Below are 25,779 nucleotides of genomic sequence, written 5' to 3'. Positions count from 1 at the left end.
TGAGTTTTTTTATGCCTCAATTCTTGGCGTTTTGCTCCAGGGATTGCGCCTGCGTATCGGCCTTAGTGGCGTCGCTTGCGTCAGTCTGGGCATCCGACCCGGCCTGTTGAGTTTTTTGTGCGCCGTTTGGGCGCTCCTCCGGAAAGTCGTCATCCATAAAGATGCGATTGGCGGCACCGTCCAGATCGTCAAACTGGCCGCTTTTGGCCATCCAGATAAACACCACAACGACCAGAAAGCCAAATAACAGCATCATCGGAATCAGACCATAGATGACATCCATCAGTGTTCTCCTTGCTGCGGACGGCGGCGTGCCGCAATCGCTTTAGGGGTGAAAAAACTGCGAATCCGCGCGGCGTTGCCAATCACCACCAGACTGCTTAGCGGCATGGTGATCGCCGCAATCAACGGCGTCAGCACGCCGCTCATCGCCAAGGGCACCATAATCAGGTTATAGGTAATCGAGCTGGCAATGTTCTGCTTAATCGTCTTCAGGGTGCGTGCCGACAATGCCACCGCGGTGTCTACCGCCAGAATATCGTTCCCCATCAAAACAATATCGGCACTGTCCATGGAAACGTCGGTTCCCGAACCCAGCGCTATGCCGACATCGGCACGCACCAAAGCCGGAGCGTCATTGACGCCATCACCGATCATGGCGACTTTCTGTCCCTCTGCCTGCAGGTCGCGAATCACCTGGTTTTTATCTTCCGGCAGGACTTCGGCAATCACATGCATGCCGCCGAGTTTCTCTGCAACGCTGTCGGCCACGACCTTGCAGTCGCCGCTTAACAGGGTGACGCGTTTGCCCTGAGCCTTGAGGCGCGCGACCAGTTCCGCCGCTTCAGGACGGATTTCGTCTTCCAGAAAGAGCACCCCCTGCACCTGACCCGCTTTGGCAACCCACACGGCCGTTTGCGCTTGATAGGCACGCTGTTCTGCCGCGTCCTGCAAGGCTGGCGGCAAGGCTACGCCTTCGCTCTGCAGCCATTTGGCGGTACCGATCTGCAGAGCAACGGCGTTGACCACTCCATACACCCCTTTGCCGGGATGAGCCTTAAAGCTTTCGACCTCCAGCCAGTCACGGCTGCCGAATCCATAACGCTGCTTGACCGACTCGGTCAAGGCGTGCGCCAGACTGTGCTCCGATCTGAATTCGACCGACGCGACTTGTTGCAACAGGCGCTTTTCATCAACCTCTGCTTCCCATAGCGCATCCACCAGCTTCATCTGCCCTTTGGTCAGGGTGCCGGTTTTATCGAAAACAAAATGCTCAATTTGATGGAGGGTTTCCAGCACCGTGCCATTCTTGATCAAAATCCCGTTGCGTGCCGAAACGCCGGAGGCGACGGCTATCGCCATCGGCGTGGCCAAACCGAAGGCGCAGGGGCAGGTAATGATCAATACCGCAGTGCCCGTCATAATCGCAAATTCGATGCCGGCATTGAAATACCAGTAGACAAAACTCATGGCGGCCAGGGTAATGGTGGTGCTGACAAACCACGGCATGATCTTATCCGCGGTGCATTGAATAGGCGCTTTCGAGCCCTGCGCTTCCTCGACCAGATGCACGATGCGCCCCAACTTGGTATCCTGCAAAATCGAATCCACCGCAACGCTCAAAGTGCCATCGATATTCAGCGTACCGGCAGACACCGCATCGCCTTTGCTTTTTGGAATTTCCCGGGATTCGCCGCTCAACATCGCCTCGTTGACCATGCTTTCGCCGTCGACGACATGCCCATCCACCGGAAACTGGTCGCCCGGTTTGACCAAAATAGTGGCGCCTTTCAACAAGGTGCGCACCGGCACAATTCTGCTCTCGCCGTTTTCCCATAAGCGCGCCACCTTGGGTTGCAGGTCCATCAAACGCCGCGAGGCGTCAATCGCTTTGTTTTTGGAGATGGCCTCCAGGTAACGGCCTATCAGCAACAGGAACATAAAATCGATCAGCGTATCAAAGTAGACTTCGCCGACGTTTTCGGGGTGCATCGTGACCCACAACGAGTAGAAATAGGTCGTCAGCATGCCAAGACTGATGGACACATCCATGCCGACGCTGCGCGATTTGATGGACGTCCACGCGCCTTTCAGGAAAGGCTGTCCGGAGTAGGCGAGTGTCGCCGTGGCGATGATAAATTCCAGCCAGTGGAAATAATTGCGGTATTCCAGATCGTCGGCAGCGCCGCTATACAGGGCTACCGAGAACCACATGACGTTCATCATCGTAAAACCGGCAAATCCCAGTCGGTAAAGCAGTTCACGATTGGCTTTGCGATAGGCGGCTTCGCTGGCGGACGGGTCGTAAGGCGTGGCATCGTAGCCGATGCTGTTGAGTTTTTTGATGATATCGGACAGCTTGACGCGCTGGTTATCCCAGCGCACCTTGATCTGCTTGTTGGTGAAGTTGACGGTCGCCAGCAGTACACCGTCCATTTTAGCCATGGTGTGCTCGATCAGCCAGACGCAGGCGGCACAGTGGATGGCTTCGGACATCAACGTGATTTCGCGGCGATCGCCTAAATCGCCGACATACTGCGATTGAACCTCATCATGGTCGTAGAATTCGATATCTTTATTCGGCGGAGGCGGCGGCGAGAGCAGTTCGCCGTCAGGTGTGCGCTGGTAGAAACTCTGCATACCGGCTTCATAGATGACCTCGCAGACAGAAGCGCAGCCGTGACAGCAGAAGGCTCTTTCTTCACCCTGAATAGGTCTGAGAACCAATTCGCCTTGCGGGATGGCCTGACCGCAATGAAAGCACTGCTGCGCCATGACTTACTGAGGGTCCTGTACCATGATGGATCGCCCGATATTAAAGCGCTCTTCGCCTTTATTGACCTCGACCATCAGATCCCACTTGCCTTTAAGCGGCAGTACAAAATCTACCGCGTATTGCCCGGTGATGCCGGTTGAATGTAAAGCCACTTCACCGTCCAGCTTCTTGTCCGACGGACGGTAGTAATAGAGCATCGCCGTATCCACATCCATGGGTTGATGCTCCTTATTCAATACCGTAAGGGTAACTCGCTGCACCTTGCCTTCGGAGAGGATAGGCATATCGACATCCAGTTGCCAGCCTAACTGCTCCATGCGCTTGCGCGCCGCCAGCACCGCATCCATGTTTTTGCCTTTCTCGTAGAAATCGTCAATGACCAGACCGGGGTTGGTGACAATCGCCATGCTCACCATAAAGAAGTTCACCGCAAGGACAATGGTCAGCAGCACAAACCAGGCAATCACAAACGGATTTTTCCACGCATTGCTCCAATCACGGCGATCTTCATTTGTATAAGACATTGTATTTTCTCCTGAAAATAAAAAAGCCCTTGTAAAAAGGGCTTTCATTATACAGCATCCTTATCTCTTGTCTTTAACCGTAAGCCGTCGACTTGAGACAATAAGATTAATAACCTTATTAGCGCACGCGTGGGCCGATAAAGGTCGTTTCATAATACTCAACAACAACTGGGTTATTGAGGTCGACCACTTTAATGACAATCGGCGTATTGACATCCTTGAGCTGCGTTCTCGGAATGCGCACAAACAGATTGGTGGAGCCAACGTTACCCGGCTGAATATCCAGCACCTTGTCGACATTGAAGGCCATACCTTCTGGCCCTTCAACCGTGATTTCGGCCTTCATCGGCATATTGCCCTTGTTGACGACTTTCATGGTCCATTTGTTCTGGATATTGCCGTCGCTCATCTGCACAAATAAAGGCGCGCGCTCATGCAGGGCTTTGACATCCATCGGCGACATAGTCGTCAGTCCCCACAAAATCATGACCGCAGCAAGCGTCATAATCGAAGAATAAACGACCACTCGCGGACGCTTCCAGATCGCAGGCAACTCTTTACCGGCAAACTCAGCCAGCGAGGCGTAACGGATCAAGCCTTTCGGTTTTTTGATCTTTTCCATGACCGAGTCACACGCATCGATACACAAGCCGCAGGTGATACATCCAAACTGTTGACCGTAACGAATATCCACCCCGGTCGGACAGACCGCCACACACAGGTTACAGTCGATACAATCCCCCAATTCAGGCGCTTCTTCACCCGGCTTGACGCGTTTCATACGCCCGCGTGGCTCACCGCGCTCCTTGTCGTAGGTTGGCACCACCGTTTCGGTGTCGTACATCGCACCCTGGATACGCGCATAAGGGCAGAAACCGATACACACCTGCTCACGCAGAATACCCGCAAAGAAGTAAGTCGCCAGTCCCAACGCTATAACCGTTGTAGTTTCAGTAACCCCCCAGTCCAGAGTGAACAGGCGTTGCCACAGGTCAAACGCATCCACAAAATAAGCCACAAAACTGAATGAAGTTGCCAGGCCAATCAACAACCACAGCGCATGTTTAGGCACTTTGACCTTTAACTTGGACAGACTCATCGGTTCTTCGTCCAACTTCATGCGCTTATTGGGTTGACCTTCGATTTTTTCTTCAATCCAGGTATAAACGTCTGTCCAGACGGTATGGAAACAGAAATACCCGCACCATAGGCGCCCCGCAATAGCGGTAGAAGCGGCCAACAACAGCGCAAAAAACAGCAAAATCATTGCCAGAATCCAGATATCCTGCGGCAGAATGGTCATGCCAAAGATATGAAATTGGCGATTTGGCAAATCAAACAGAATGGCCTGATGCCCATCCCAGCGAAGGTAAGGGCCAACAAACAGAATAATCCAGAATGAAGCTGCCCACCATTTGAAGGTACGGAACGCACCTGGAATACGTTTCGCATGCACGGTTCCGCCAGTATGCACCGGGAGGATTTCTACCCCGATGCTCTGCAGATTCTTATTGGTGGTTTCCACATCATCAAATACTGAGGCTGCGGTAGCACTTTTGTTTTTTACTTCTTTGTTTTCAGTAGACATAAGGCGATCCTTGCAATCCTAATTCCTTTCGGCTGACATTCTATAAAAATTACCCTACCAGTGATAAGTCAATATTTTTATTGTGGCTTATAAATAAAAATAGGCCTACATCTGTAGGCCTATTTTTATTCACAAGAACCGAATATCAGTCCTTTGTGTTTTCGTCTTTTTCAAGACCTTCAATTCCGCGCGTTGCTTTCCATCCAAAGGCAACCAACGCTACGATTGAAAGTACCAGCGCGCCAATAGAGCCCCATAGTACCCAGTCATTATTTAAATCACCCATATCTATACTCCTCAGTATTCTTGATTTAAATCAAGTTAATGAACGACCGAAACAAAGAAGGGAGAACAAACGCCCTCCCCTCCTCTTTCAGTTAAGCGATGATCACATCAATCACCTTACTGTCCACCGCCAAGCGCGTGAACATAAACAGCTAGACGTTTAACGTTAACTTCAGCATTTGGCAAACGCTCTTTGAACGCCGGCATTACCGCTTGTTTTGTACCAGCTAGGTAAACACCGTTTTTCTTCACGTTTACACCGTTTGTGATGACGTTAATAACTTCATCACGATCAGCACTGAAACGCCAAACCTGGTCTGTTAGGTTAGCCGCACCTGCTGGAGCCAATGGCTTACCGGCCGGGCCATGGCAAGCCATACACATACCTTTGGTGTAGACTGCCTTACCTGCAGCAAACGTAGTGTCATTGCCTTTACCTTCAGACAACGCGATCACGTAATCAGCAACGTCAGCGATTTCTTGTTCAGTCAAGTTACCCATCATGCCTTTTGCAGGCATATTACCGATACGGCCATTGTTGATAGTCGCTTCGATTTGAGCCGCTTTACCGCCCCACAACCAATCATCATCCGCCAAAACCGGGAAGTTCGGGTTACCTTGACCGCCCGCGCCATGACACGCCGCACAGTAGTCACCGAAAAGCATTTTTGAAGTAGCCACTGCATAAGACTTCATATCTTCGTCTTTCAGGATTTCATCAACCGACATAGTCGCCAGTTTTTCTTCCTTGTCAGCGAATTTGGCCTTACGCCAGTCTTTAAGTACCGTGTAATCATCATGGTACTCTTCAACCTGTGTCCAACCTGCCATACCTTTGGTGAACTCACCGGAGTTATCCGTCAACGGAATAGTTGGGTAGTACAAAGCATAGAAAACGATCATGATAAAGCCTGCGTAAAACGACAGCATCCACCATAGCGGCGGCGGGTTGTCTAGTTCACGTAGATCTTCATCCCAAATATGGCCGGTATTCCCTTCATCTGGCCATGGATTGTGTAGTGCCATAGTTAGTCTCCTCAGAATAAATTAGTCATCTTTCAGTATTTTGTATTTTTCTTCTTCAAGCTCTTTACGCTTACCGGGACGCAGAGTCATCCAGAAGGTAATCAGCATTCCCAAGAAAACCAAGACTGTGATGATTAATCCAGCCCAGTCCTGGCCTGTCATTGCAGACCAGTCCGTGCTCAGATATTGTTCAAGATTGCTCACGCAGTTTACTCACGATATGTTTTGCTATCGTCAAGCTTAACCATTGTTCCAAGAACTTGCAGGTAAGCTACTAGTGCATCCATCTCAGTATGCCCTTTGATAGCCGCATTGGCGTTTTCAATTTCCTCATCAGTGTACGGAACACCCAGAGTACGCATTACTGAAAGACGCTTGTTCATATCACGCTCAGTACCAAAGAAATCTTTTTCAATACTGTTCTCGACCAACCAAGGATAAGCCGGCATAACTGACTCGGGCACCATGTCTTGTGGACGGATCAAGTGCATAACGTGCCATTCATCTGAGTATTTGCCGCCAAGACGAGCCAAGTCAGGACCAGTACGTTTTGAACCCCACTGCATCGGGTGATCGTACATGGACTCAGTCGCCAAAGAATAATGACCATAACGCTCGCGTTCATCACGGAACGGACGGATCATTTGCGAGTGACAGATATAGCAACCTTCACGAAGGTAGATGTCACGGCCAGCCAACTCTAGAGGAGTGTATGGACGCACGCCATCTCCGGCTTTCCAGTCCGCCATAACCGCTTTACCGTTTTTATCCAACTTGTAAAGCGCCTTGTCGGCTACCAGTTTACCGTTTGCGTCTTCAGTGAAAGTACGTTCCCAAACCAATTCTGGGAACTTTTCGTTTTTAGCGTTACCGTATTTATCTGTTTGCTCGGTGTAATCCACAGCAGATTTGAGATAAAACAGCGGTACGATTTCAACAATACCCGCGATAGAAACCGCGAATGCCGTTGCCAGGAACAGCGCAAAAATATTGCGCTCCAAACCATCCTGAAGGTTTTTTGGTTGTTGATTGTCAGCCATGAGTTTGTGCTCCTCAACTCATTAGTTTCAGTCAAGCGGTAACGTTACTTACCGCTTATGCTCTATCGTTATTATGCGTGTGCACCGACTTGGCTTGTCGCTTTAGCGTTAGCCATACGGATTGTCATCACAACGTTGTACAACATCACCGCAGCACCACTGAAGAACAACAGACCACCTAGTGCACGCATTGCATAGTATGGGTGCATTGCTGCAACAGACTCAGCAAAGGTGTAGGCCAAAGTACCGTACTCGTCATAAGCACGCCACATCAAACCTTGCATGATGCCTGATACCCACATTGCAACGATATAGAACACCGTACCAATCGTAGCCAACCAGAAATGGAAGTTAATCAGTTTCATCGAGTACATTTCAGTGTTCCACAATTTCATTACCATGTGGTACAACGCACCGATAGAAACCATCGCAACCCAACCCAAAGCGCCAGAGTGAACGTGACCAACCGTCCAGTCAGTGTAGTGAGATAGTGCGTTTACAGTTTTAGAAGCCATTACAGGACCTTCGAACGTTGACATCGCATAGAAAGCCAATGAGATGATCAAGAAACGAAGAATGTAATCCGTACGCAGACGGTCCCAAGCACCTGAAAGCGTCAACATACCGTTAAGCGCGCCACCCCATGAAGGGATAATCATCGCCAAAGAAATAACCGCACCCAACGAACCTGTCCAGTCTGGCAGTGCCGTGTATTGCAAGTGGTGAGCACCCAACCATACATAACCGAACATCAATGCCCAGAAGTGAATGACTGACAGGCGGTATGAGTAGATTGGACGCTGTGCTTGCTTAGGAACGAAGTAGTACATGATCGCCAAGAAACCAGCCGTCAAGAAGAAACCTACCGCGTTATGACCCCACCACCACTGAATCATGGCATCTTGCACACCGGCAAACATAGAGTAAGAACGGAACAGAGAAACAGGAATTGCCAAACCGTTAACCACATACAAGTAAGTGATTGCGATCATCATACCCAGGAAGAACCAGTTAGAAACATACACGTTCGGGTGAGTTTCTTTGTTACGTGACGCAATGGTCATTACAAAGTTGAACGTATACAAAGTCCATACAACTGCAACCGCGATTGCCAGCGGCCACTCTTGCTCATGGTACTCTTTACCAGTCGTCATCCCTAAAGAGATGGTCACAACAACGGCCAACAGACCAATTGTGAACAAAATCGCTGTCCACCAGGCCATTGAGTTGCTCCACAGCTTCACACCGTTCGTACGCTGTACGGTATAGAAAGCGGTCGCCATCAAAGTCATACCACCAAACGCGAAGATAACGGTGTTCGTATGCATTACACGCAAACGAGCAAACGTAATTTCCGCAATGTCAAAATTTAACGCAGGCCATGCCAACTGCGATGCTGCAAACGTACCCATAAAAGTACCCAGCACCAAGAAGACGATTGCACCCACCGTTAAATACTTAACCACCCCATTGTCATATTGTGGTTTTGCTACAGTATCCATCAGTCGGATTCCCCTTTATAGTCTTTAAGTTTTACCCCTTCCGTTTTGAAAATTGCATTTCATTAACAAAAAGAGGCTCCTCAGTCGAGCTTGATTATACAATGCTCGCTTCCGGCCTTTTTTTATTAAATGCCGTTCAAACTTGTTTCACATCAAGATTTTGATGCAATCCAAACCCAAACACTTTCAAAACGAAACAGGCGATTCCAGAAGTTAAACCCCGCAATTATCCCAAACATACCTTTTATTCTGTACTAAAAAAAATTTATATGGGTATATCAAACAATCTTTACCAAACTTGCAAGCTACCTGGACCACCCTGCCAGGTACAACCGCTTTAACCGGCCGTCAACGCAAAATCCCACCCTATGGATTGACTGACATCTAACCGACATTATTCACAATTTTCAGTTATTATATTGCCACTTACAGTTGTACAGGATTCAAGCAATGCGCACAGCCACGATTGAACGCAATACTTTAGAAACCCAAATCAAAATTTCTGTCAATCTTGACGGCCAAGGTGAAGCCAAGCTCAACACTGGCGTGCCTTTTTTTGAACATATGCTCGACCAGATCGCACGTCACGGCATGATTGACCTAGATATCCAAGCCAATGGCGATCTGCACATCGACGACCATCATACCGTTGAAGATGTCGGCATTGCATTGGGCCAGGCCATCAAAACCGCCGTGGGCGACAAAAAAGGCATCACCCGCTACGGACATGCCTATGTACCGCTGGACGAAGCCCTGTCGCGCGTCGTCATCGATCTGTCGGGTCGTCCCGGTTTGCAATTTCACTGCGACTTTACCCGTGAACAGATCGGCACGTTCGAAACACAGCTTGTCATGGAATTCTTCCAAGGCTTTGTGAACCACGCGCAGGCCACCTTGCATATCGACAACATTCGCGGCATCAACGCCCACCATCAGGCCGAAACCATTTTCAAAGCCTTTGGGCGTGCATTGCGCATGGCGCTTTCCACCGATGAACGCATGGCCGGCAAAATGCCGTCAACCAAAGGAAGCCTGTAATGAATCAGAAACTCGTCGCCGTCGTTGACTACGGCATGGGCAATCTGCGTTCGGTTTCCAAAGCGGCTGAGCACATGGCCGACGCGCAGACGCGCATCATCGTCACCAGCCATCCTGGTGAAATCGAAGACGCCGACGCCATCATTTTCCCCGGCCAGGGCGCGGCCAAAGCGTGCATGAAAGCCCTGATGGATACCGGCATGATTCACCCCATCCAGAAAGCCGCCAAAGAAAAACCTTTTTTCGGCATCTGCATGGGCCTGCAAGTGTTGATGAGTCACAGCGACGAGAACAACGGCGTTGACTGTTTGGATGTCATCAAAGGCCAAGTGGTACATTTTGATGAAACCGCCCACCCGGAACTCAAGATCCCGCATATGGGCTGGAACCAAATCCATCAAACCAACGATCACCCTTTATGGCATAACATCCCCCAGGATAGCCGCTTTTATTTCGTACACAGCTACTTTGTGCAGCCGGAAAACAAAGCCTACATTGCCGGCGAAACCACGCATGGACAGACTTTTGCCTCGGCACTGAGCCACCAAAACCTATTTGCCATTCAAGCGCATCCCGAAAAAAGCGCCGAACATGGCCTGCAACTGTTTAAGAATTTCCTGGCCTGGAACGGCCACTGATCTGATTTCCTAGGACGTAAACTCTATGCTACTCATTCCAGCAATTGACTTAAAAGACGGCCAATGCGTACGCCTGCGTCAAGGCATTATGGAAGACGCCACCGTTTTCTCCGGCGACATCGTCGCCATGGCGGAACGCTGGGTCAGCCAGGGCGCACGCCGCCTGCACATGGTTGACCTCAACGGCGCCTTCGACGGCAAACCGGTCAATGACTCAGCCGTGTATCAAGTGCGTGAAGCCTATCCTGAACTACCGATCCAAATCGGCGGCGGCATCCGCGACCTGAAAACCATCGAAGCCTACCTGAACGCCGGCGTCAGCTACTGCATTATCGGCACCAAAGCGGTTCACAACCCTGAGTTCGTTGCCGAAGCCTGCCAAGCCTTCCCGGGTCACATCATGGTCGGCCTTGACGCTAAAGACGGCATGGTCGCCATCAACGGCTGGGCCGAAGTCACCGATTTCGAGGTCAAAACACTGGCCAAGCAATTCGAAAACGACGGGGTTGAAGCGATTATCTATACCGACATCGGGCGTGACGGCATGATGCAGGGTGTGAATATCGAAGCCACTCAGGCACTCGCCAAAGCGGTCAATATTCCGATTATCGCCTCAGGCGGCATCACCAACCTGGACGATATCCGCCATCTGGCGACCATCGAAGCCGACGGCGTCAGCGGCGCCATAACCGGCCGCGCCATCTACGAAGGCACGCTCGATTTCCAGGCCGGCCAGGCGCTATCCGATGAACTTTCCCCTTTTAAATAAGGCGCGCCCATGAGTTTAGCGAAACGCATTATTCCCTGTTTGGATGTCGATAACGGCCGCGTCGTCAAAGGCGTGCAGTTTGTCGACATCCGCGATGCCGGCGACCCGGTCGAAATCGCCAAGCGCTACGACCTGCAAGGCGCCGACGAAATCACCTTTTTAGACATCACCGCCACCGCCCACGAGCGTGACACCATGGTGCATGTCGTCGAAGAAGTGGCCAGCCAGGTATTCATTCCGCTGACCGTCGGCGGCGGCATCCGCTGCCTTGAAGACATCCGCCGCATGCTCAATGCCGGCGCAGACAAAGTCTCCATCAACTCGGCCGCTATCGTAAACCCCGGTTTTGTCAAAGAAGCCTGCGACACCTTCGGCTCGCAATGCATTGTCGTTGCCATCGATGCCAAAAAAGTCAGCAGGCCGGGTGACGCCGACAGATGGGAGATCTTCACCCACGGCGGCCGCAAAGAGACCGGCATTGACGCCATTGAATGGGCACAACAGATGGAAGAGCTGGGCGCCGGCGAACTGCTGATCACCAGCATGGACCGCGACGGCACCAAAAGCGGCTTTGACCTGCAACTGATGCATGAAATCACCCGCCGCGTCAAAATCCCGGTGATCGCCTCCGGCGGCGTCGGCAACTTGCAGCATCTGGTTGACGGCGTCAAACAAGGCGGCGCCGAAGCGGTCTTGGCCGCCAGTATCTTCCATTTTGGAGAATACACCGTGCAAGAAGCCAAAGAGGCCATGCAGGCACAAGGTATCGAGGTGCGTCTATGAGCGACATTCTCAAACAACTCGACCTGGTGCTTGAAGCCCGCAAACTGGACGACCCCAGCCAATCCTATGTCGCCAGCCTGTACGCCAAGGGCATGGAAAAAATTCTGAAAAAAATCGCCGAAGAGTCTGTGGAAACCGTCATGGCGGCCAAAGACCTCGAACACAACGGCGATAAAGCTCATTTAGTGTATGAAATCACCGACCTGTGGTTTCACACCCTCGTTCTGCTTGCCTCACAAGGGCTGTCCAGCCAGGACATCACGCAAGAACTACAAAGACGCTTCGGCCTATCCGGCCATGAAGAAAAAGCCAACCGCTCAAAATAAGGAGCCTGTGCATGAACGCTGAAAGCAGCATTTTTACCAAGATCATCGAGCGCCAGATACCGGCGTCCATCGTCTATGAAGACGAAAAGTGCATCGTCATCAAAGACATCAATCCCAAAGCGCGTGTTCATCTGCTGATTATCCCCAAAAAGGAAATCCCCACGCTGTTTGACCTGACGCCGGAGGATCGTGATCTCATGGGGCACATGATGCTCTTGCTGCCGCAACTGGCTCAGTCACAGAACCTGGAAGGCTTTAAAATCCAAATTAACACAGGCGAAGCAGGCGGACAGGAAGTCTTTCACGTCCACATTCACCTGCTTGGAAACTGACGATAACGAGGCACCGCTGCAATAATCAAAAGCCATTGGCACACAAGTATTTTTTGTGCAAAGCCCTTGGGCTTTTTGCTATTATTAGCGGTCATTAATATGTGGCCGTAGACAGAACCGGTCAAACCACAATTTTAGTCGAGAACACGCCAGCATGGCGTGTCCCGGCAAGCAACACATATCACGGAGTACAATATGGGCATTAGCATTTGGCAATTACTGATCATTCTGGCGATCGTACTGGTTCTTTTCGGTGCCAAGCGTCTGCGCAACGTCGGCAGCGATTTGGGCGGCGCCATCAAAGGCTTCAAAAACGCCATGCGTGACGAAGAAGAAAAGAAAAAAGAGGAAGCTGAACAACAGGCACAGCAAGCTCAACAGTTGGAAAAGAAAGCCGACAACGTGTTTGACGTAGCCGCTGAACAAAAGCCTGCACAAAACGCTACTGCGCAAGGCAACACTCAAGCGCCAGCGCAACCCGAAAACAAAGACAAAGCGTAATTGCCTTGGTTTCGTTGGTCGTCTCCTAAAAATGGATACGGCCTTTTCTTTGACGTTTTAGGTAGGTTGTCTGACGATGTTTGACATCGGTTTTCTCGAACTGTTATTGGTACTGGTCATCGCATTGATTGTGATCGGGCCTGAACGCATGCCTGAAGTCGCCCGCAAACTGGGTTCCTTTATGGGCAAGACCAGACGTTTCATCAATTCGATGAAAGAAGACAACGAATGGCAGGACACCGTCCGCGAACTCAAAGCGGCGGTGGACATGCAAGAAGAGAAGAAACAACTCAAAGAGTTGGAGTTCGACTTGCAAACCAGCTTGCAGGAACCGGCACACGACATCGACTTTGAAAGTCTGTCACGCCCCTCATTCGGCGGCACACCGCCACCGGTTGAAACTCCGACCCAAAGTCAATTTTCGAAGGCGCCGCAGCAACCGCAGTTTCCGCCCAAAGCGGAGAGCGCAGCGGGTTCCGCTACCCAAAACCCAGCCGCTGCTGCGACCACGGCGACCCAACCAGCAACCCCACCGGCGCCTGCCGAAACGGCAGCCAGCGTTGCACCGGCACCCGCTGCCAACAACACCAACAACGCAGCCGAAGTTCGTCCTACGGAAACAAAATCCTCATGAGCAACTCCGCTTTGCCTCCACATGATCAGGAAATGACCTTGGTGCAGCACCTGTTGGACTTAAAGAGCAGTCTAACGCGCGGTATTCTGGCCATTCTGGTCTTCTTCGTGATTTTGTTTCCGTTTGCGAATGAGATATACACCTACATCTCCGAACCGCTGACGCGCTTCCTGCCGGAAGGCAGCAGCATGATCGCCACGGCCGTGGCCTCACCCTTCTTGACGCCATTCAAATTGAGCTTGGTACTGGCAATCTATCTGGCCATGCCGTTTCTGCTCTACCAACTGTGGCGTTTTATCGCTCCGGCACTTTATACGCACGAACGCCAGCTGGTCGGGCCGATCCTGTTCTTCAGCTCCTTCCTGTTTTATGCGGGCGGCGCCTTTGCCTATTATGTGGTCTTCCCGCTGGTTTTCGGTTTTCTGTCAACCACTGCGCCGGAAGGGGTCACCATCGCCACCGACATCGCCCTCTATCTGGACTTTGTCATCAAGATGTTCTTTGCCTTCGGCATGGCGTTTGAGGTGCCGATTGTCACCGTGCTGTTGATCCTGACCGGCATGGTCACGCCGGCCAAACTGTCACACGCACGCCCTTACATTATCGTCGGCGCCTTTGTCATCGGCATGTTGCTGACCCCGCCGGACATCATCTCGCAAACCCTGCTCGCCATCCCCATGTGGCTTCTGTATGAGATTGGCGTGCTGGTAGGCGCCACGGTGCTGAAACGCAAAGGCATTCGCGATGAGGATGCGGAGGACGAAACCGACGAAAAGGCAGCCGACACGGCCAATGCCAAAACCACTGGCGCTGCACAGGCTCCTGAATACGAGTTTGACGACCGCTATGCCGACCAGGTCAATGACGACCTCGACTGGGATGCCGAATTTGACCGTATCGATAATGAAATGAACATTCTCGATCGCGAGTACAACGAACGTCAACGTGCCGAACAGGACGCTAAAAACCCGCAAAAAACGCCGACCTCAGACGCAACCGCAAACGGTACAACCACCGATGCACAGGCTTCACAATCGGCGGAAGCGCAAACCAATGGCCAGAACGACACCTCCGCAAAAGGTGACAAAGCCTAAAACGGCGAACTCGGCAAACCGGAGCATGAGAGCCGGTTTGCTGTCGCTTGCTGGTTTGCTATGGCTTGCCGCTTTGCCGTGGATTGTATGGCTTTTGCCAAGCCCCAGCAGTTATGCAGCCGATACCAGCCTCACTCCGCAAACCACGCCTTTACAAAACCATCCGAGCCAGTATTTGGCGATGCACGCCGCCGATCCGGTTCACTGGCTCGACTGGTCGAAAGCCGTTCTGCATCTTGCCCAACAACAGCAAAAACCCATCCTGATCTCCAGCGGCTATTTCGCCTGCCACTGGTGCCATGTCATGCAGCAGGAAAACTATCAGGATCAGGCCGCGGCCGAACTCGTCAATCAGGCCTTTATTGCCGTTAAACTCGACCGCGAGCTGCATCCCGATCTGGACAATTACCTGCTGGAATTTGCGCGCCAAACCACCGGGCGTGCCGGCTGGCCGCAGCATGTGGTGCTCACTCCCCAGGGTTTGCCGTTTGCCGCCTTCGGTTACTTAAGCAATGCCGCCTTTAAAGACCGCCTTACTCAATTAACGCGGCTCTGGCAAACACAACGCCCCTTGATTCAAGAGCTGGCCGCACAAGCCATCAACACCCGCCAGGCGGCCATCGCATCATCCGTTAATCGCAGCGACTTTAAAACGCATCTCTATGCCGCCCTGCACGCCCACGCGGACACCTTAAGCGGCGGCCTGTCACAAGGCAGTTCCAAATTTCCGCAAACACCGTTGCTGCTGGCGCTTATCCAGCAGACGGACTTGGGCGATCTCGACGAATGGCTGCAACTGACTCTCGAACAGATGCAGAACGAACATCTCCAGGACCATGTGCACGGCGGTTTCTTCCGCTATACGGTGGATCCGCAATGGCAGATTCCCCATTTTGAGAAAATGCTGTACGACAATGCCCAGCTCGCCCGACTCTATTTTTTGGGTGCGCAGCGCTGGCACCGTGCGGATTTCTTGGCAACCGCAGAACGTACCCTTACTTATCTTGAAAGCCATCTGTTCGATCCGCAAAACGGGCTGTTCCAAAGCAGTGAGTCCGCACTCGATGCACAGGGACGCGAAGGCGGCGCCTATCTGTGGAGCCTTCCGGCACTCAAAAGCGCATTGCCCACCGAATTGTTCAACGCATTCAACGCCCATAACCGGCTGCAATCCACCTCGCCATTTGAACTGGGCTGGCTGCCGCGCCCCACACAGAACCATTGGGACACCATTCGCCAACGCCTTTCCAAGTCACCGCAGGCGATTCCGCACGACAACAAGCTGATTCCCGGCTGGAACGGCTTGCTGCTCAGCAGTTATGTCACCGCCTATAGTGTCACCGACAAAAACCACTACTTGCAAAGCGCGGAGCGCTTGAGCGCACGTCTGCTAACGCTGTTTGAACGCCAGCAGGTCCCGCGTGCGCTGGATGCGCAGGGCCAGCCGATCGGATGGGCACAACTCGATGACTTTGCCTATGTGCTGCAAGGATTGCATGATCTTCAGCAAATCGCGCCCGAGGCGCCACGCCGGACGGCGATAGCGCGCATCAAGCAACGGCTACAAAACGATTTCCGCAACGAACACGGCTGGCAAAGCAACCGCGACTTCCTGCTGCTGGGGCAACAACGCCAGCTCGCCCTGGCGGATACCGCCACCCCCAGTCCAACCGCCATTCTGGAAGTCTTGCAACCATCATCCAACCTCCTGTTACCGCCCGACTGGCACCAAAATCCGCTGGCGTATGCCAGCTATCTGCAAACTCCGCCGCCCTAAAAAACACGACCTACCCGGCCTGTTGAGTTTTTGGCGCGACTTTTTTGCGGCTTGATCACACAATCCAGTAAACTACCCCCTAGTTTTCTGAACATCTTTAGTACCATGGCCATTCTGCTTGTCGGTTTTATTTTATTGTTTATTCTGACCACGCTGCCGAGTCTGTGGACCAGACATATCCTGCAAAAACACAGCCATCCGCATCCCGATATTCCCGGCAGCGGACTGCAGTTTGGCGAACACCTCATCAAAAAACTCGATTTAAAAGGGGTGCGCATTGAGGAAACCACCGCGGGCGACCATTACGATCCCATCGAAAAAGTGGTGCGCATTTCCAGTAGCAATGCCCACAGCAACAGCCTGACCGCGATTACCACGGTGGCCCATGAAATCGGTCATGCGTTGCAAGACCGGCAAGACTATGCGCCGCTCAAGCAGCGCACCGCCCTGGTCGAACGCGCTGCCGTGATGCAGAAGTTTGCCGGTATCGCGCTGATGATTACCCCGTTGCTGATTCCGCTGGCACACACCCCCTTAATCGCCCTGCTGACCTTTGCCGCCGGCTTTATCGCGATGGGCGTGCCAGTCATGATCCATTTAAGCACCTTACCGGTGGAATTTGACGCCAGTTTCAAGCGCGCCCTGCCGCTTCTGGAAGAGGGGCAATATCTCTCCAAAAAGGATTTGAAATCCGCTCACGCCATCTTGCGGGCCTGCGCCATGACCTATGTGGCCGCCTCGCTTTCCAGCCTGTTCAACCTGTGGAAATGGGTCAAAGCGCTAAAACGCTAAGATCGCCCGCCATAAACAAGCAATAAATTGCACATTTGCCAAAATGTGATAGTCGCTTTACCTAACTCTTGCCTAGAATGGCGTACCAAAATCGAGTACGCCTGCTTTTCAGCTTGCAGGGGTATTGCAAATCACTGTTTCAAAAGGAGTTTCAATGCGCCCCCTATTTCGTCAAACGACAGCCCCCCATCGACTCAAACACCTTTATATGGCGGGTCTGACCGGCATTCTGCTTTGCGGCTTAAGCTTTCCGGCGCAAGCCATCGAGTTGACGCCGACGGTTGAGGACGCAATCCTGCATAACCCTGAGTTGCGTCAGAAAATAAAAGCCTACCGCGCGATTCAAGCCGAACTGGATGGCGCAGAGGGCGGCTGGTATCCGCGCATTGACTTAAGCGCCGGCATTGGCCATGAAGAAGTGTATTCTGAAAACAAAAATGCCAATACGGTAACCGATACCACCGGCGACAAAGCCCTGACGCGCACCGAATCGGCCATCCGCCTCACCCAGAACCTGTTTGAAGGCTTTGCCACGCAAAACGAAATCAAACGCCAGCGCGCCCGTTTAGACGCCGCCGCTTATGACGTCTACGCCAAGGCCAACCAAATCGCGCTGGATATGACGGAAGCCTATATCAATCTGCTCAAAGAGCGCGATCTGGTCAAGCTTTCTGAAGAAAACGTGCTGACCCACCAGAGAATCCTCGATCAGATCACGCAGCGCCGCGAAGCCGGCATCGGCAATCAGGTCGAAGTCGACCAGGCCCAGGCGCGTCTCTTTCTGGCACAATCCAATCTGACCGCGGCACGCAACAATTACGCCGATATGCTGGCGCGTTTTCAGCGCGTTCTCGGACGCCAGCCCGACAGTGCGCTTGTCGCACCGGAAACCAATATCGCCTTGCCGCAAACCAAAGACGATGCCATCAACACGGCGTTGCTAAAACATCCGACCATTCAATCGGCCAACGCCAATATCGGCGAAGCGCAGGCGCAATACGACGCTTCGGCCAGCAACTACTATCCGTCCATCAACCTGGAAATCGAGAAGACCTACGACCACAACCTGTCGGGTATCGAAGGCCGTAACGAAGACTTTCAAGCCATGCTCAGACTGCGCTACAACCTGTATAACGGCGGCAAGGACAAGGCCGAACGCGCCCGCACCGCAAGTGCCATGCATGAAGCGGTTGAAATCCGCAACAACAGCCGTCGTCAGGCGATCGAGAACCTGCAGTACGCCTGGGGTGCCAAACAATATATCGGCGAACAGCTCAACTACATCCAGTCGCACATCAAGCTGACTTACGACACGCTGGTGAGCTACCGCAAACAATTCACACTGGGACGCAGAACCCTGCTGGATCTTCTGAACACCGAAGATGAATACATCAGCGCACAACGCACGCTAGTTACCAGCCAAGCCGACTACCGTCTGGCGCAATACCGCATTCTGAACGGCATGGGCACCCTACTTGAAGAGATGAACATCCATCTCGACATGGTCAACCTGCCCGATGCTCAAGCCCAACATTCAGAGGAAAAAAACCAATGAAAACTCTTCACTCCAACACCACCTGGCAGAAAACCGGTTTTATCGGCCTTAGCCTGCTGCTTACCGCAACCTTTGTCCATGCGCAGCCGAACGACAGCGATGCGGCCGGCAACGCAACGGAAAAACCCTACGCCATCATCCAGCTATACGAGGATGACGTCAGCAAACTCGCAGACTACTACCAGGATTTGGACCAGGACGGCGTTGCCGATGAACTCGACCACTGTCCCAACAGCCGTCTAAAGGAAGCCGTCGATAAAAACGGCTGTGCGTTGATTGAAGAGGCGCCACAGCCTGTGATGGTTCAATGCGAAGACGGCAGCCAAGCATCAAGCCTGGCCGAATGCCCGGCGATCGACAACGATACCGATCGTGACGGCGTATTGAATGCGGTCGATAAATGCCCCAACACCCCCGCCGGCGTTGAAGTCGATGCAAACGGCTGCAAAAAGGGCACTTTTGTGTTGAGCAATATCGTGTTTGACAGCAACTCTGCCAAAATCCGTGACGACCAGATCAACACCCTTAAAAGCAACGCCGCCGCGCTGAATGCCCTTGAGAAAAACGAAGTGCTGCTGGTAACCGGCCATACCGACAGCGTCGGCAGCGATGCCCATAATCTGAAACTTTCCTGGGCGCGTGCCGAAAGCACCAAGCAGTTCCTGCAGCAACTGCCGGCACTCAAAGAGGTGACCATTCGTGTATTGGGTCGCGGTGAAACCACGCCGATCGCCGACAATGCCACGGCAGAAGGGCGGCAGGCGAACCGACGCATCGAATTGCAGATCATAGCTGACACGCAAGTACCTGCAGAGGCGCGCTGACAAGCCCGCGTTTTTACGCGGATAAAAACTCAGCAGGCCGGGTAGGCCTGCTGCTCCCAGATCAATTTTAGATTTGCGTTGAATATGAACCCAATTGTCATCTTTGAAAACCACCCACCCGTTATCGACCACTGGTTTAAAGGGTGCGACAGCCCTCCGATTGTAGTCGAAACCCCTCATCAACTTTCCTCACTCTCCCATCTCACCCCCGGCGTGCTACTCATGCAATATCCGCAAAAGGCGTCTCACTCGCTGATTCAGGATTTTGCCGAAAAAGGTTATCAGGTTGTCGTGTTCAGTCCGTCCCCGTCCGACGACGAAGCCATCACCGCCTATCAACACGGTGCCAAAGGCTATCTGGACACTTTCAGTCATCCGGATCAGATCCAACAGGCCATTCAGACGGTCAAAATGGGCGGCGTGTGGCTGGAAAAACAACATATGCATGCCATGATGAATATCCTGTTTGACGAATCCCCGCCGCCGCTTGAATGGCAGACACGCCTGACAGAAAGGGAAAATGACGTCGTACGCGCGCTTTTGGACGGGAAGAGCAACAAAGAAATTGCCATGGATATGGCCATTACGGAACGCACCGTCAAGGCACATTTGCAAAACATTTTTCAGAAGATGGGCGTCAAGGACCGGCTGGAATTGGTTTTGGCAATCCATCAAACCGGCCAGTAAAGCCTATAAGAGAGCTTTGCACGAGTGGGGCGCGAACCGAAGAACTCGGCTGTAGAGCCGAGAAATAAAAATGAGGAAAAATTGGCTGGTTGAGGCGGAAAACTTGCTAATAGCGAGCTATTAGCAAGTTTTTCAACAAACAAAGAACTCGACGCCCGTAGGGGTAAGTCGAGAAAAATCAGGCGGTTTTTAACCATTTTTATTCGTGTAGCCATCTCGTGCAAAGCTCTCTTAAAACCCTGCCGCGGCAACGCGGCGTCAGTGCATCCGTTTGGCCAGGGTCTCCGACGGGCGTTCACAGAACATCTGCCGGTAATCCTGTGCAAATTTGCCCAGATGCAAAAACCCCCACTGCATCGCAACGTCGGTGACCGAGCGTTCGTTGTGACTGCGCTGCAACTCCGCACGCACACGATTCAACCGCAAAATGCGCAGGTACTTGATCGGACTGATCTGCAGATGTTTGTAAAAACAGTTTTGCAAGGTACGTTGCGACACCTGCAGATAACCGCAAATATCCACCACCGTCGGATTCTCTCCGGCGGCAAACTGCACCTCGATATACTCGCGCGAACGCTTCAAAAGGTAGAGCCAGTCACGGTGCTTGCGCACCTCGCTGAAACTCGCCACATGAAAAGGGTCCGCCTGGTTCAGCATCAGCGTCAAGCTATGATACAGCTCTTTCTGCAAACGCTCCGTAAACTCCGGCGACGCTGCAGGGCTTTCCGCCAAGGTGGCGATGACATCAAGCAGCGCACACATCAGTTGGACTTTTTGCGGCGTCTGAATCAGACTCAAGCGGCGCGGGATTTTACTCCAGAAGGCCGGATTCAGCGTTCTTAAATCCGCCAGCAAACGCGACTGATTCAAACGGACATAAACCGTACGCAACATCGGCGGCACCACCACGTCAAACTGCGCTTTGGCCGGCAGCAAAAAGATCCCTTCCGCCGCGTCGTTGCGGAAATGCGAAAAACGCATGTCGTCATGCGCCCTGCACGCCAACGAAACCGTACAGGTATCGTCCGCCATGGTACCGAGCTTCTGAATCAACTGATTCTGCTGCTCCACCACAATCAAGCTCTCACCCAAATTGGCCACCTGCACATGCCCCCTATAAGGGCCGGGCGAAATCTGCACATATTCCAACGGCAGCCAATCCTGAATCGCGGCCTGTTGCGACGGTTCTTCAAATTGAAGCGTTACCAGTTTCATCGGCCTATACATCCATATTCGAGGCTTGCTCCCAGCCGCTTTCCAGTTGTAACGTCACATGATGCACTTTATGCTCCTGCAGCAGATAGTCTTTGATTTCCGCCAAGGTTTCGTCATTGATATGCGCCAGATCGGTCTTGGCGTGCAACGTCATCATCACCTGATCCTCGGCGATCGCCCAGAGGTGAATATGATGCACTGCCGTCAGATAATCGAAGTGGCGCTCCAGATCGGTCGCAATATTTTTGATCTCATACCCCGCCGGCACCCCTTCCAGCAGCACATGCGCCGACTCGCGCGTCAGACGGTACGCCCCCACACCGATAATCACCGCCATCAGCAGCGACAATAACGGGTCGATCGTCATCCAACCGGTAAAGTAAATGACAATCGCCCCCGTAATAACGGCAACCGAACCGAGCGTATCGCCCAAAAAATGCAAGGTGGCGCCGCGCATATTCAAATTGTGCTGATCGCCGGAGTGCAGAATCCAAAACACCAGCAGGTTATTCAGCAAACCGATCACCGCGATAATAAACATCTCCTTGCCCATGACCTCCTGCGGTTCGATAAAACGATGAATCGCCATAATCACAATGCCGCCGACAATCAGCAGCAGGGTAAAGCCATTGATAAAAGCGGTCAGAATCTGCACGCGCTGGTAACCGAATGTCATGCACTCGTTGGCGGGTTTGCGGCTGATGTGAAAGCCCCACCACGCCAATCCCAGCGCCAGCGCATCGGTGAGCATATGCACCCCGTCGGCCACCAACGCAATGGAGTTGACCCACAAACCGCCGATAATCTCCACCAGCATATAGGTGGCGGTAATGATCGCCGCCAGCAGCACCTTGCGCTGATTCTTCTCCTGGTCGTGACCCAGGTGGTTATGGTGATGCGAAACCGGTTGGACGTCCATCTCGACTCCTAAAAACAACTCTAAGGCAATAATGTATAAGCAATTTGGCTGATTGTATCATTTTGTCTTGGCAACCGCCCAAGCCTGTATGCTTTTCACCTGTGTAACGGTTTTCAGGCTGTGCGCCAGCGCCTGCATGGTCGCCCCGGTGGTCACCACATCATCCAGCAACGCAATCTGTTCAACGCCCTTGAACATCTTTGCGTCCACACTAAACGCCCCGTGTAAATTGCGACGCCGCTGTTCGGCATTCAAAAGCGTCTGCGAAGGCGTATCCTTAATACGCCTGACACCTTTTAACAGCGGAATGCCGGTAATCTTAGACAGCGCCTGCCCCAGCAATTCGGCCTGATTGTAACCGCGTTCCCGGCGGCGTTTGGCATACAGCGGCACCGCGACCATCGCCTCCACCCCTGCAACATCCAATCGTTCCGCCAACAATTCCGCCAGAAGTCGCGCATAGGCGGGCTGGTTGCGATACTTCAAAGCGTGAATCAGATCAGCCAGTTCCGCCTCAAAATAAAACCCGACCTGAGTGCGCTCAAACGCAGGAGGCTGCGTCAAACAATGGCCGCAAACCTCCGCCAACGCCGAGGGTTCGCAACACACCGGGCACACCGCCTCGGGCACACTCCATTTGGCAACCAGAGTATCGGCGATGTCGAGGTGATCGCTGCCCTGGCCGGTCAGCACGCAGCGTGACGGCAAAAACCATCTTTCCAGAGCATTTAACCAAGCGCGCATCCCCACTCCCCTTAACGTGCCTTCACGTTCAGTCCTCTTTATGAGCTATAATACCCCCTTAAAATTTTCTGCCAAGCCGCAACCTTGCGGCCACATCTGAAACGGGAACCGCTTATGAGCCTTGAAAACCTTGGACAAATCCGCCACGACTGGACGCTGGACGAAATCCGCGCCATCATGGACCAACCTTTCAACGACCTGATGTTCCAAGCGCAAAGCGTGCACCGCCAGCATTTCAATCCCAATGAAATCCAGACCAGCACGCTGGTGAACATCAAATCCGGCGGTTGTGCCGAGGACTGCTCCTACTGCTCACAAAGCTCGCGCTACGACACCGGTCTGGAAAAAGAGAAGATGATGGCCGTGCAGGAAGTCCTCGACAAAGCCGTTGCCGCCAAGGAAAAAGGCGCAACCCGTCTGTGCATGGGCGCGGCCTGGCGCAACCCCAACAAAAAAGATTTCCCGACGGTACTGGAAATGGTCAAGGTCGTCAAAGGCCTCGGCATGGAAACCTGCCTGACGCTCGGCATGCTCGACGACGAACAGGTCGCCATGCTCAAGGAGGCTGGCCTGGATTATTACAACCACAACCTCGACACCTCCGAGGCGTACTATCCGAAAGTCATTACCACCCGCACCTTCCAGGACCGTCTGGACACCATCGACAAGGTGCAGAAAGCCGGCATCAATGTCTGTTCGGGCGGCATTATCGGCATGGGCGAAGCCCACTCCGACCGCGCCGAACTGCTGCGCACCTTCGCCAATATGCGCCACCACCCCGACAGCGTACCGGTCAACCTGCTGGTGCCGATCGAAGGCACGCCGCTGGCGGAAATGCGCGGCAAAACCGATTCGTTCGAGTTTATCCGCGTCATCGCCACCGCGCGTATTCTGATGCCGAAATCGTATGTGCGCCTGTCGGCGGGCCGCATGGAACTGAGCGACGAAGCGCAGGCACTGTGCTTTATGGCCGGCGCCAACTCCATCTTCTACGGCGACAAACTGCTCACCACGGAAAACCCCGAATCGGATCACGACGCGATGCTGTTCAGCAAGCTCGGCATCAATATGCAGAAACTCGCCAAAGCGCACTGCGACGATCACGACCACTCGCACTCCGCCGCCTAAATATAACGGCCGGGCTCACGAAGATCACCAAGCCCCCCGGCTTTTTATCTTCGTGGTCTTCGCGAACTTCGTGGTTTAAAAAATGAGTCAAACTTCCATCGCACAACGCTTCGCACCGCGCCTTGCCGAAAGGCGCGAACAGCACCTCTACCGCCAGCGGCCGCTGAGTTTCAGCGCCCAGCAGGCGCAGATGCAAATCAACGGCCTGCAGGTCATCAACTTCAGCTCCAACGACTACCTCGGCCTCGCCAACGACCCGCAAATCAAAGCCGACCTCATTGCCGCCCTGCAGGACGACAATACCGGCTACGGCTCCGGCGCGGCCCATCTGGTGACCGGCCACCATCTGCACCACCACCTGCTCGAAGACGAACTCGCCGACTGGCTCGGGGTGGAACGCACCCTGCTGTTCTCCACCGGCTATATGGCTAATCTGGCGGTGCAGCAGACCTTGATGCAGAGCGGCGATTTGATTCTTGCCGACAAACTCAACCACGCCTCCCTGATTGACGGTGCGCTGCACAGCGAGGCGGAACTCAAACGCTACGCCCACAACGATATGGCCGCACTCGAACGCCGTTTGCAAACATTCGCCGAAAAAAACTCAACAGGCCAGGTATTGATTGCCACCGACGGCGTCTTCAGCATGGACGGCGATATGGCACCGCTGCCCGAAATCCAGGCGTTGGCCAAACGCTACGGCGCCTGGCTGCTGGTCGATGACGCCCACGGCTTCGGCATGCTCGGCCAGGAAGGCCGCGGCAGTTTCGACTATTTCGGCCTCACACCGGATGAAAACACCATCCTTGTCGGCACCTTGGGCAAAGCCTTCGGCACCTCCGGCGCTTTTGTGGCCGGCAGCCAACTCTTAATTGAAACCTTGATTCAGTTTGCCCGCCCCTATATCTACACCACCGCCTCGCCGCAGCTCAATGCCATCGCCACCCGCAGCGCACTGCAACGCGTCAAATCGATGGATAAAGAACGCGCGCTGCTGCAACAGCACATCGCCCGTTTCCGCGCCGGCGCCGAACAGCTCGGCCTCCGGCTCTGGCCGTCCCCCACCGCCATCCAACCGATTATGTTGGGCGACAGCGCGACCGCCCTGCGCTGGAGCGAACAGCTCAAACAGCGCGGCTTCTGGGTCACCGCCATCCGTCCGCCGACCGTGCCCAAAGGCCAGGCCAGACTGCGCATCACCCTCACCGCCAAACACACCAGCGAACAAATCGACGCGCTGTTGAATGCCCTGCACGCCTGTGCCACAATGGACTAAATCCAT

At 53.1% G+C, this 25,779-nt stretch carries 28 protein-coding genes; 16 read left to right on the top strand and 12 right to left on the bottom strand.

What is annotated here, in order from left to right; translation table 11 throughout:
* Positions 1-16: 16 nt before the first annotated feature.
* From ccoS to ccoN, 9 genes are all read right to left on the bottom strand, one after another.
* Complete coding sequence (ccoS, locus tag HZ297_RS12040) at positions 17-283, bottom strand: cbb3-type cytochrome oxidase assembly protein CcoS (protein WP_246261633.1); 267 nt, start codon at positions 281-283, stop codon at positions 17-19.
* Positions 283-2,775, bottom strand: coding sequence for a heavy metal translocating P-type ATPase (locus HZ297_RS04925; RefSeq protein ID WP_178861890.1), 2,493 nt, complete (start codon positions 2,773-2,775; stop codon positions 283-285). Before HZ297_RS04925 ends, ccoS begins: the two co-directional genes overlap by 1 nt.
* Before the next feature lie 3 nt (positions 2,776-2,778).
* On the bottom strand, positions 2,779-3,300 hold the full coding sequence (locus HZ297_RS04920) for a FixH family protein (protein ID WP_178861889.1): 522 nt from the start codon (positions 3,298-3,300) through the stop codon (positions 2,779-2,781).
* Positions 3,301-3,418: 118 nt separating this feature from the next.
* The gene (gene ccoG, locus HZ297_RS04915; RefSeq protein ID WP_178861888.1) at positions 3,419-4,888 is read right to left on the bottom strand and encodes a cytochrome c oxidase accessory protein CcoG; all 1,470 of its coding nucleotides are present in this window, start codon (positions 4,886-4,888) and stop codon (positions 3,419-3,421) included.
* Positions 4,889-5,033: 145 nt separating this feature from the next.
* The gene (locus tag HZ297_RS04910) at positions 5,034-5,174 is read right to left on the bottom strand and encodes a hypothetical protein (protein WP_178861887.1); all 141 of its coding nucleotides are present in this window, start codon (positions 5,172-5,174) and stop codon (positions 5,034-5,036) included.
* Between the two features lie 116 nt (positions 5,175-5,290).
* Positions 5,291-6,199, bottom strand: coding sequence for a cytochrome-c oxidase, cbb3-type subunit III (gene ccoP / locus HZ297_RS04905; protein ID WP_178861886.1), 909 nt, complete (start codon positions 6,197-6,199; stop codon positions 5,291-5,293).
* A gap of 21 nt (positions 6,200-6,220) precedes the next feature.
* On the bottom strand, positions 6,221-6,403 hold the full coding sequence (locus HZ297_RS04900) for a cbb3-type cytochrome c oxidase subunit 3 (RefSeq protein ID WP_343034764.1): 183 nt from the start codon (positions 6,401-6,403) through the stop codon (positions 6,221-6,223).
* Positions 6,404-6,408: 5 nt separating this feature from the next.
* Complete coding sequence (ccoO, locus tag HZ297_RS04895) at positions 6,409-7,239, bottom strand: cytochrome-c oxidase, cbb3-type subunit II (protein WP_178861885.1); 831 nt, start codon at positions 7,237-7,239, stop codon at positions 6,409-6,411.
* Between the two features lie 71 nt (positions 7,240-7,310).
* Positions 7,311-8,741, bottom strand: a complete 1,431-nt coding sequence (gene ccoN, locus HZ297_RS04890) for a cytochrome-c oxidase, cbb3-type subunit I (protein ID WP_178861884.1) — start codon at positions 8,739-8,741, stop codon at positions 7,311-7,313.
* A gap of 450 nt (positions 8,742-9,191) precedes the next feature.
* On the opposite strand from ccoN, the gene hisB reads away from it, so the two are divergent.
* From hisB to HZ297_RS04820, 14 genes are all read left to right on the top strand, one after another.
* Positions 9,192-9,779, top strand: coding sequence for an imidazoleglycerol-phosphate dehydratase HisB (gene hisB / locus HZ297_RS04885; RefSeq protein WP_178861883.1), 588 nt, complete (start codon positions 9,192-9,194; stop codon positions 9,777-9,779).
* A complete protein-coding gene (hisH, locus tag HZ297_RS04880) occupies positions 9,779-10,417 on the top strand; it encodes an imidazole glycerol phosphate synthase subunit HisH (RefSeq protein ID WP_178861882.1) in 639 nt (212 codons plus the stop codon). Before hisB ends, hisH begins: the two co-directional genes overlap by 1 nt.
* Before the next feature lie 25 nt (positions 10,418-10,442).
* Positions 10,443-11,186: a 1-(5-phosphoribosyl)-5-[(5-phosphoribosylamino)methylideneamino]imidazole-4-carboxamide isomerase gene (gene hisA / locus HZ297_RS04875; RefSeq protein WP_178861881.1), complete on the top strand. Its 744-nt coding sequence runs from the start codon at positions 10,443-10,445 to the stop codon at positions 11,184-11,186.
* A gap of 9 nt (positions 11,187-11,195) precedes the next feature.
* Positions 11,196-11,969: an imidazole glycerol phosphate synthase subunit HisF gene (gene hisF / locus HZ297_RS04870; protein ID WP_178861880.1), complete on the top strand. Its 774-nt coding sequence runs from the start codon at positions 11,196-11,198 to the stop codon at positions 11,967-11,969.
* Complete coding sequence (locus HZ297_RS04865) at positions 11,966-12,295, top strand: phosphoribosyl-ATP diphosphatase (RefSeq protein WP_178861879.1); 330 nt, start codon at positions 11,966-11,968, stop codon at positions 12,293-12,295. Before hisF ends, HZ297_RS04865 begins: the two co-directional genes overlap by 4 nt.
* Before the next feature lie 11 nt (positions 12,296-12,306).
* Positions 12,307-12,627, top strand: a complete 321-nt coding sequence (locus HZ297_RS04860; protein WP_178861878.1) for a histidine triad nucleotide-binding protein — start codon at positions 12,307-12,309, stop codon at positions 12,625-12,627.
* Between the two features lie 195 nt (positions 12,628-12,822).
* The gene (tatA, locus tag HZ297_RS04855; RefSeq protein ID WP_178861877.1) at positions 12,823-13,128 is read left to right on the top strand and encodes a Sec-independent protein translocase subunit TatA; all 306 of its coding nucleotides are present in this window, start codon (positions 12,823-12,825) and stop codon (positions 13,126-13,128) included.
* Positions 13,129-13,204: 76 nt separating this feature from the next.
* Entirely contained in the window at positions 13,205-13,762 is a 558-nt protein-coding gene (gene tatB / locus HZ297_RS04850; RefSeq protein WP_178861876.1) for a Sec-independent protein translocase protein TatB, read from the top strand.
* Positions 13,759-14,856: a twin-arginine translocase subunit TatC gene (gene tatC / locus HZ297_RS04845; protein WP_178861875.1), complete on the top strand. Its 1,098-nt coding sequence runs from the start codon at positions 13,759-13,761 to the stop codon at positions 14,854-14,856. Before tatB ends, tatC begins: the two co-directional genes overlap by 4 nt.
* Before the next feature lie 25 nt (positions 14,857-14,881).
* Positions 14,882-16,633, top strand: coding sequence for a thioredoxin domain-containing protein (locus HZ297_RS04840; protein ID WP_178861874.1), 1,752 nt, complete (start codon positions 14,882-14,884; stop codon positions 16,631-16,633).
* A gap of 105 nt (positions 16,634-16,738) precedes the next feature.
* Complete coding sequence (locus HZ297_RS04835; RefSeq protein ID WP_178861873.1) at positions 16,739-17,425, top strand: zinc metallopeptidase; 687 nt, start codon at positions 16,739-16,741, stop codon at positions 17,423-17,425.
* Between the two features lie 154 nt (positions 17,426-17,579).
* Positions 17,580-18,980 (top strand): TolC family outer membrane protein, encoded by a 1,401-nt coding sequence (locus HZ297_RS04830; protein WP_246261632.1) that lies wholly within the window; start codon positions 17,580-17,582, stop codon positions 18,978-18,980.
* Entirely contained in the window at positions 18,977-19,804 is an 828-nt protein-coding gene (locus HZ297_RS04825) for an OmpA family protein (protein ID WP_178861872.1), read from the top strand. Before HZ297_RS04830 ends, HZ297_RS04825 begins: the two co-directional genes overlap by 4 nt.
* Before the next feature lie 84 nt (positions 19,805-19,888).
* On the top strand, positions 19,889-20,491 hold the full coding sequence (locus HZ297_RS04820; RefSeq protein WP_246261655.1) for a LuxR C-terminal-related transcriptional regulator: 603 nt from the start codon (positions 19,889-19,891) through the stop codon (positions 20,489-20,491).
* A 258-nt stretch (positions 20,492-20,749) separates the two neighbouring features.
* Here the strand turns inward: HZ297_RS04820 and HZ297_RS04815 are convergent, their stop codons facing one another.
* From HZ297_RS04815 to HZ297_RS04805, 3 genes are read right to left on the bottom strand one after another with little or no spacing between them, the layout of a single operon-like run.
* Positions 20,750-21,706, bottom strand: coding sequence for a helix-turn-helix domain-containing protein (locus tag HZ297_RS04815; protein ID WP_178861870.1), 957 nt, complete (start codon positions 21,704-21,706; stop codon positions 20,750-20,752).
* A 4-nt stretch (positions 21,707-21,710) separates the two neighbouring features.
* A complete protein-coding gene (locus HZ297_RS04810; RefSeq protein ID WP_178861869.1) occupies positions 21,711-22,625 on the bottom strand; it encodes a cation diffusion facilitator family transporter in 915 nt (304 codons plus the stop codon).
* A gap of 57 nt (positions 22,626-22,682) precedes the next feature.
* Complete coding sequence (locus HZ297_RS04805) at positions 22,683-23,369, bottom strand: ComF family protein (RefSeq protein WP_178861868.1); 687 nt, start codon at positions 23,367-23,369, stop codon at positions 22,683-22,685.
* Between the two features lie 114 nt (positions 23,370-23,483).
* On the opposite strand from HZ297_RS04805, the gene bioB reads away from it, so the two are divergent.
* Together bioB and bioF are read left to right on the top strand one after the other, a co-directional pair.
* Complete coding sequence (bioB, locus tag HZ297_RS04800) at positions 23,484-24,497, top strand: biotin synthase BioB (RefSeq protein ID WP_178861867.1); 1,014 nt, start codon at positions 23,484-23,486, stop codon at positions 24,495-24,497.
* Between the two features lie 82 nt (positions 24,498-24,579).
* The gene (bioF, locus tag HZ297_RS04795) at positions 24,580-25,773 is read left to right on the top strand and encodes an 8-amino-7-oxononanoate synthase (RefSeq protein ID WP_178861866.1); all 1,194 of its coding nucleotides are present in this window, start codon (positions 24,580-24,582) and stop codon (positions 25,771-25,773) included.
* Positions 25,774-25,779: the final 6 nt, after the last annotated feature.

The sequence above is a fragment of the Thiomicrorhabdus cannonii genome (assembly GCF_013391695.1).
In the GTDB taxonomy this organism is placed as follows: Bacteria; Pseudomonadota; Gammaproteobacteria; order Thiomicrospirales; family Thiomicrospiraceae; genus Thiomicrorhabdus; species Thiomicrorhabdus cannonii.
Note: the sequence above shows the minus strand (reverse complement) of the source record. Positions and strands in the feature narration are given on the sequence as shown.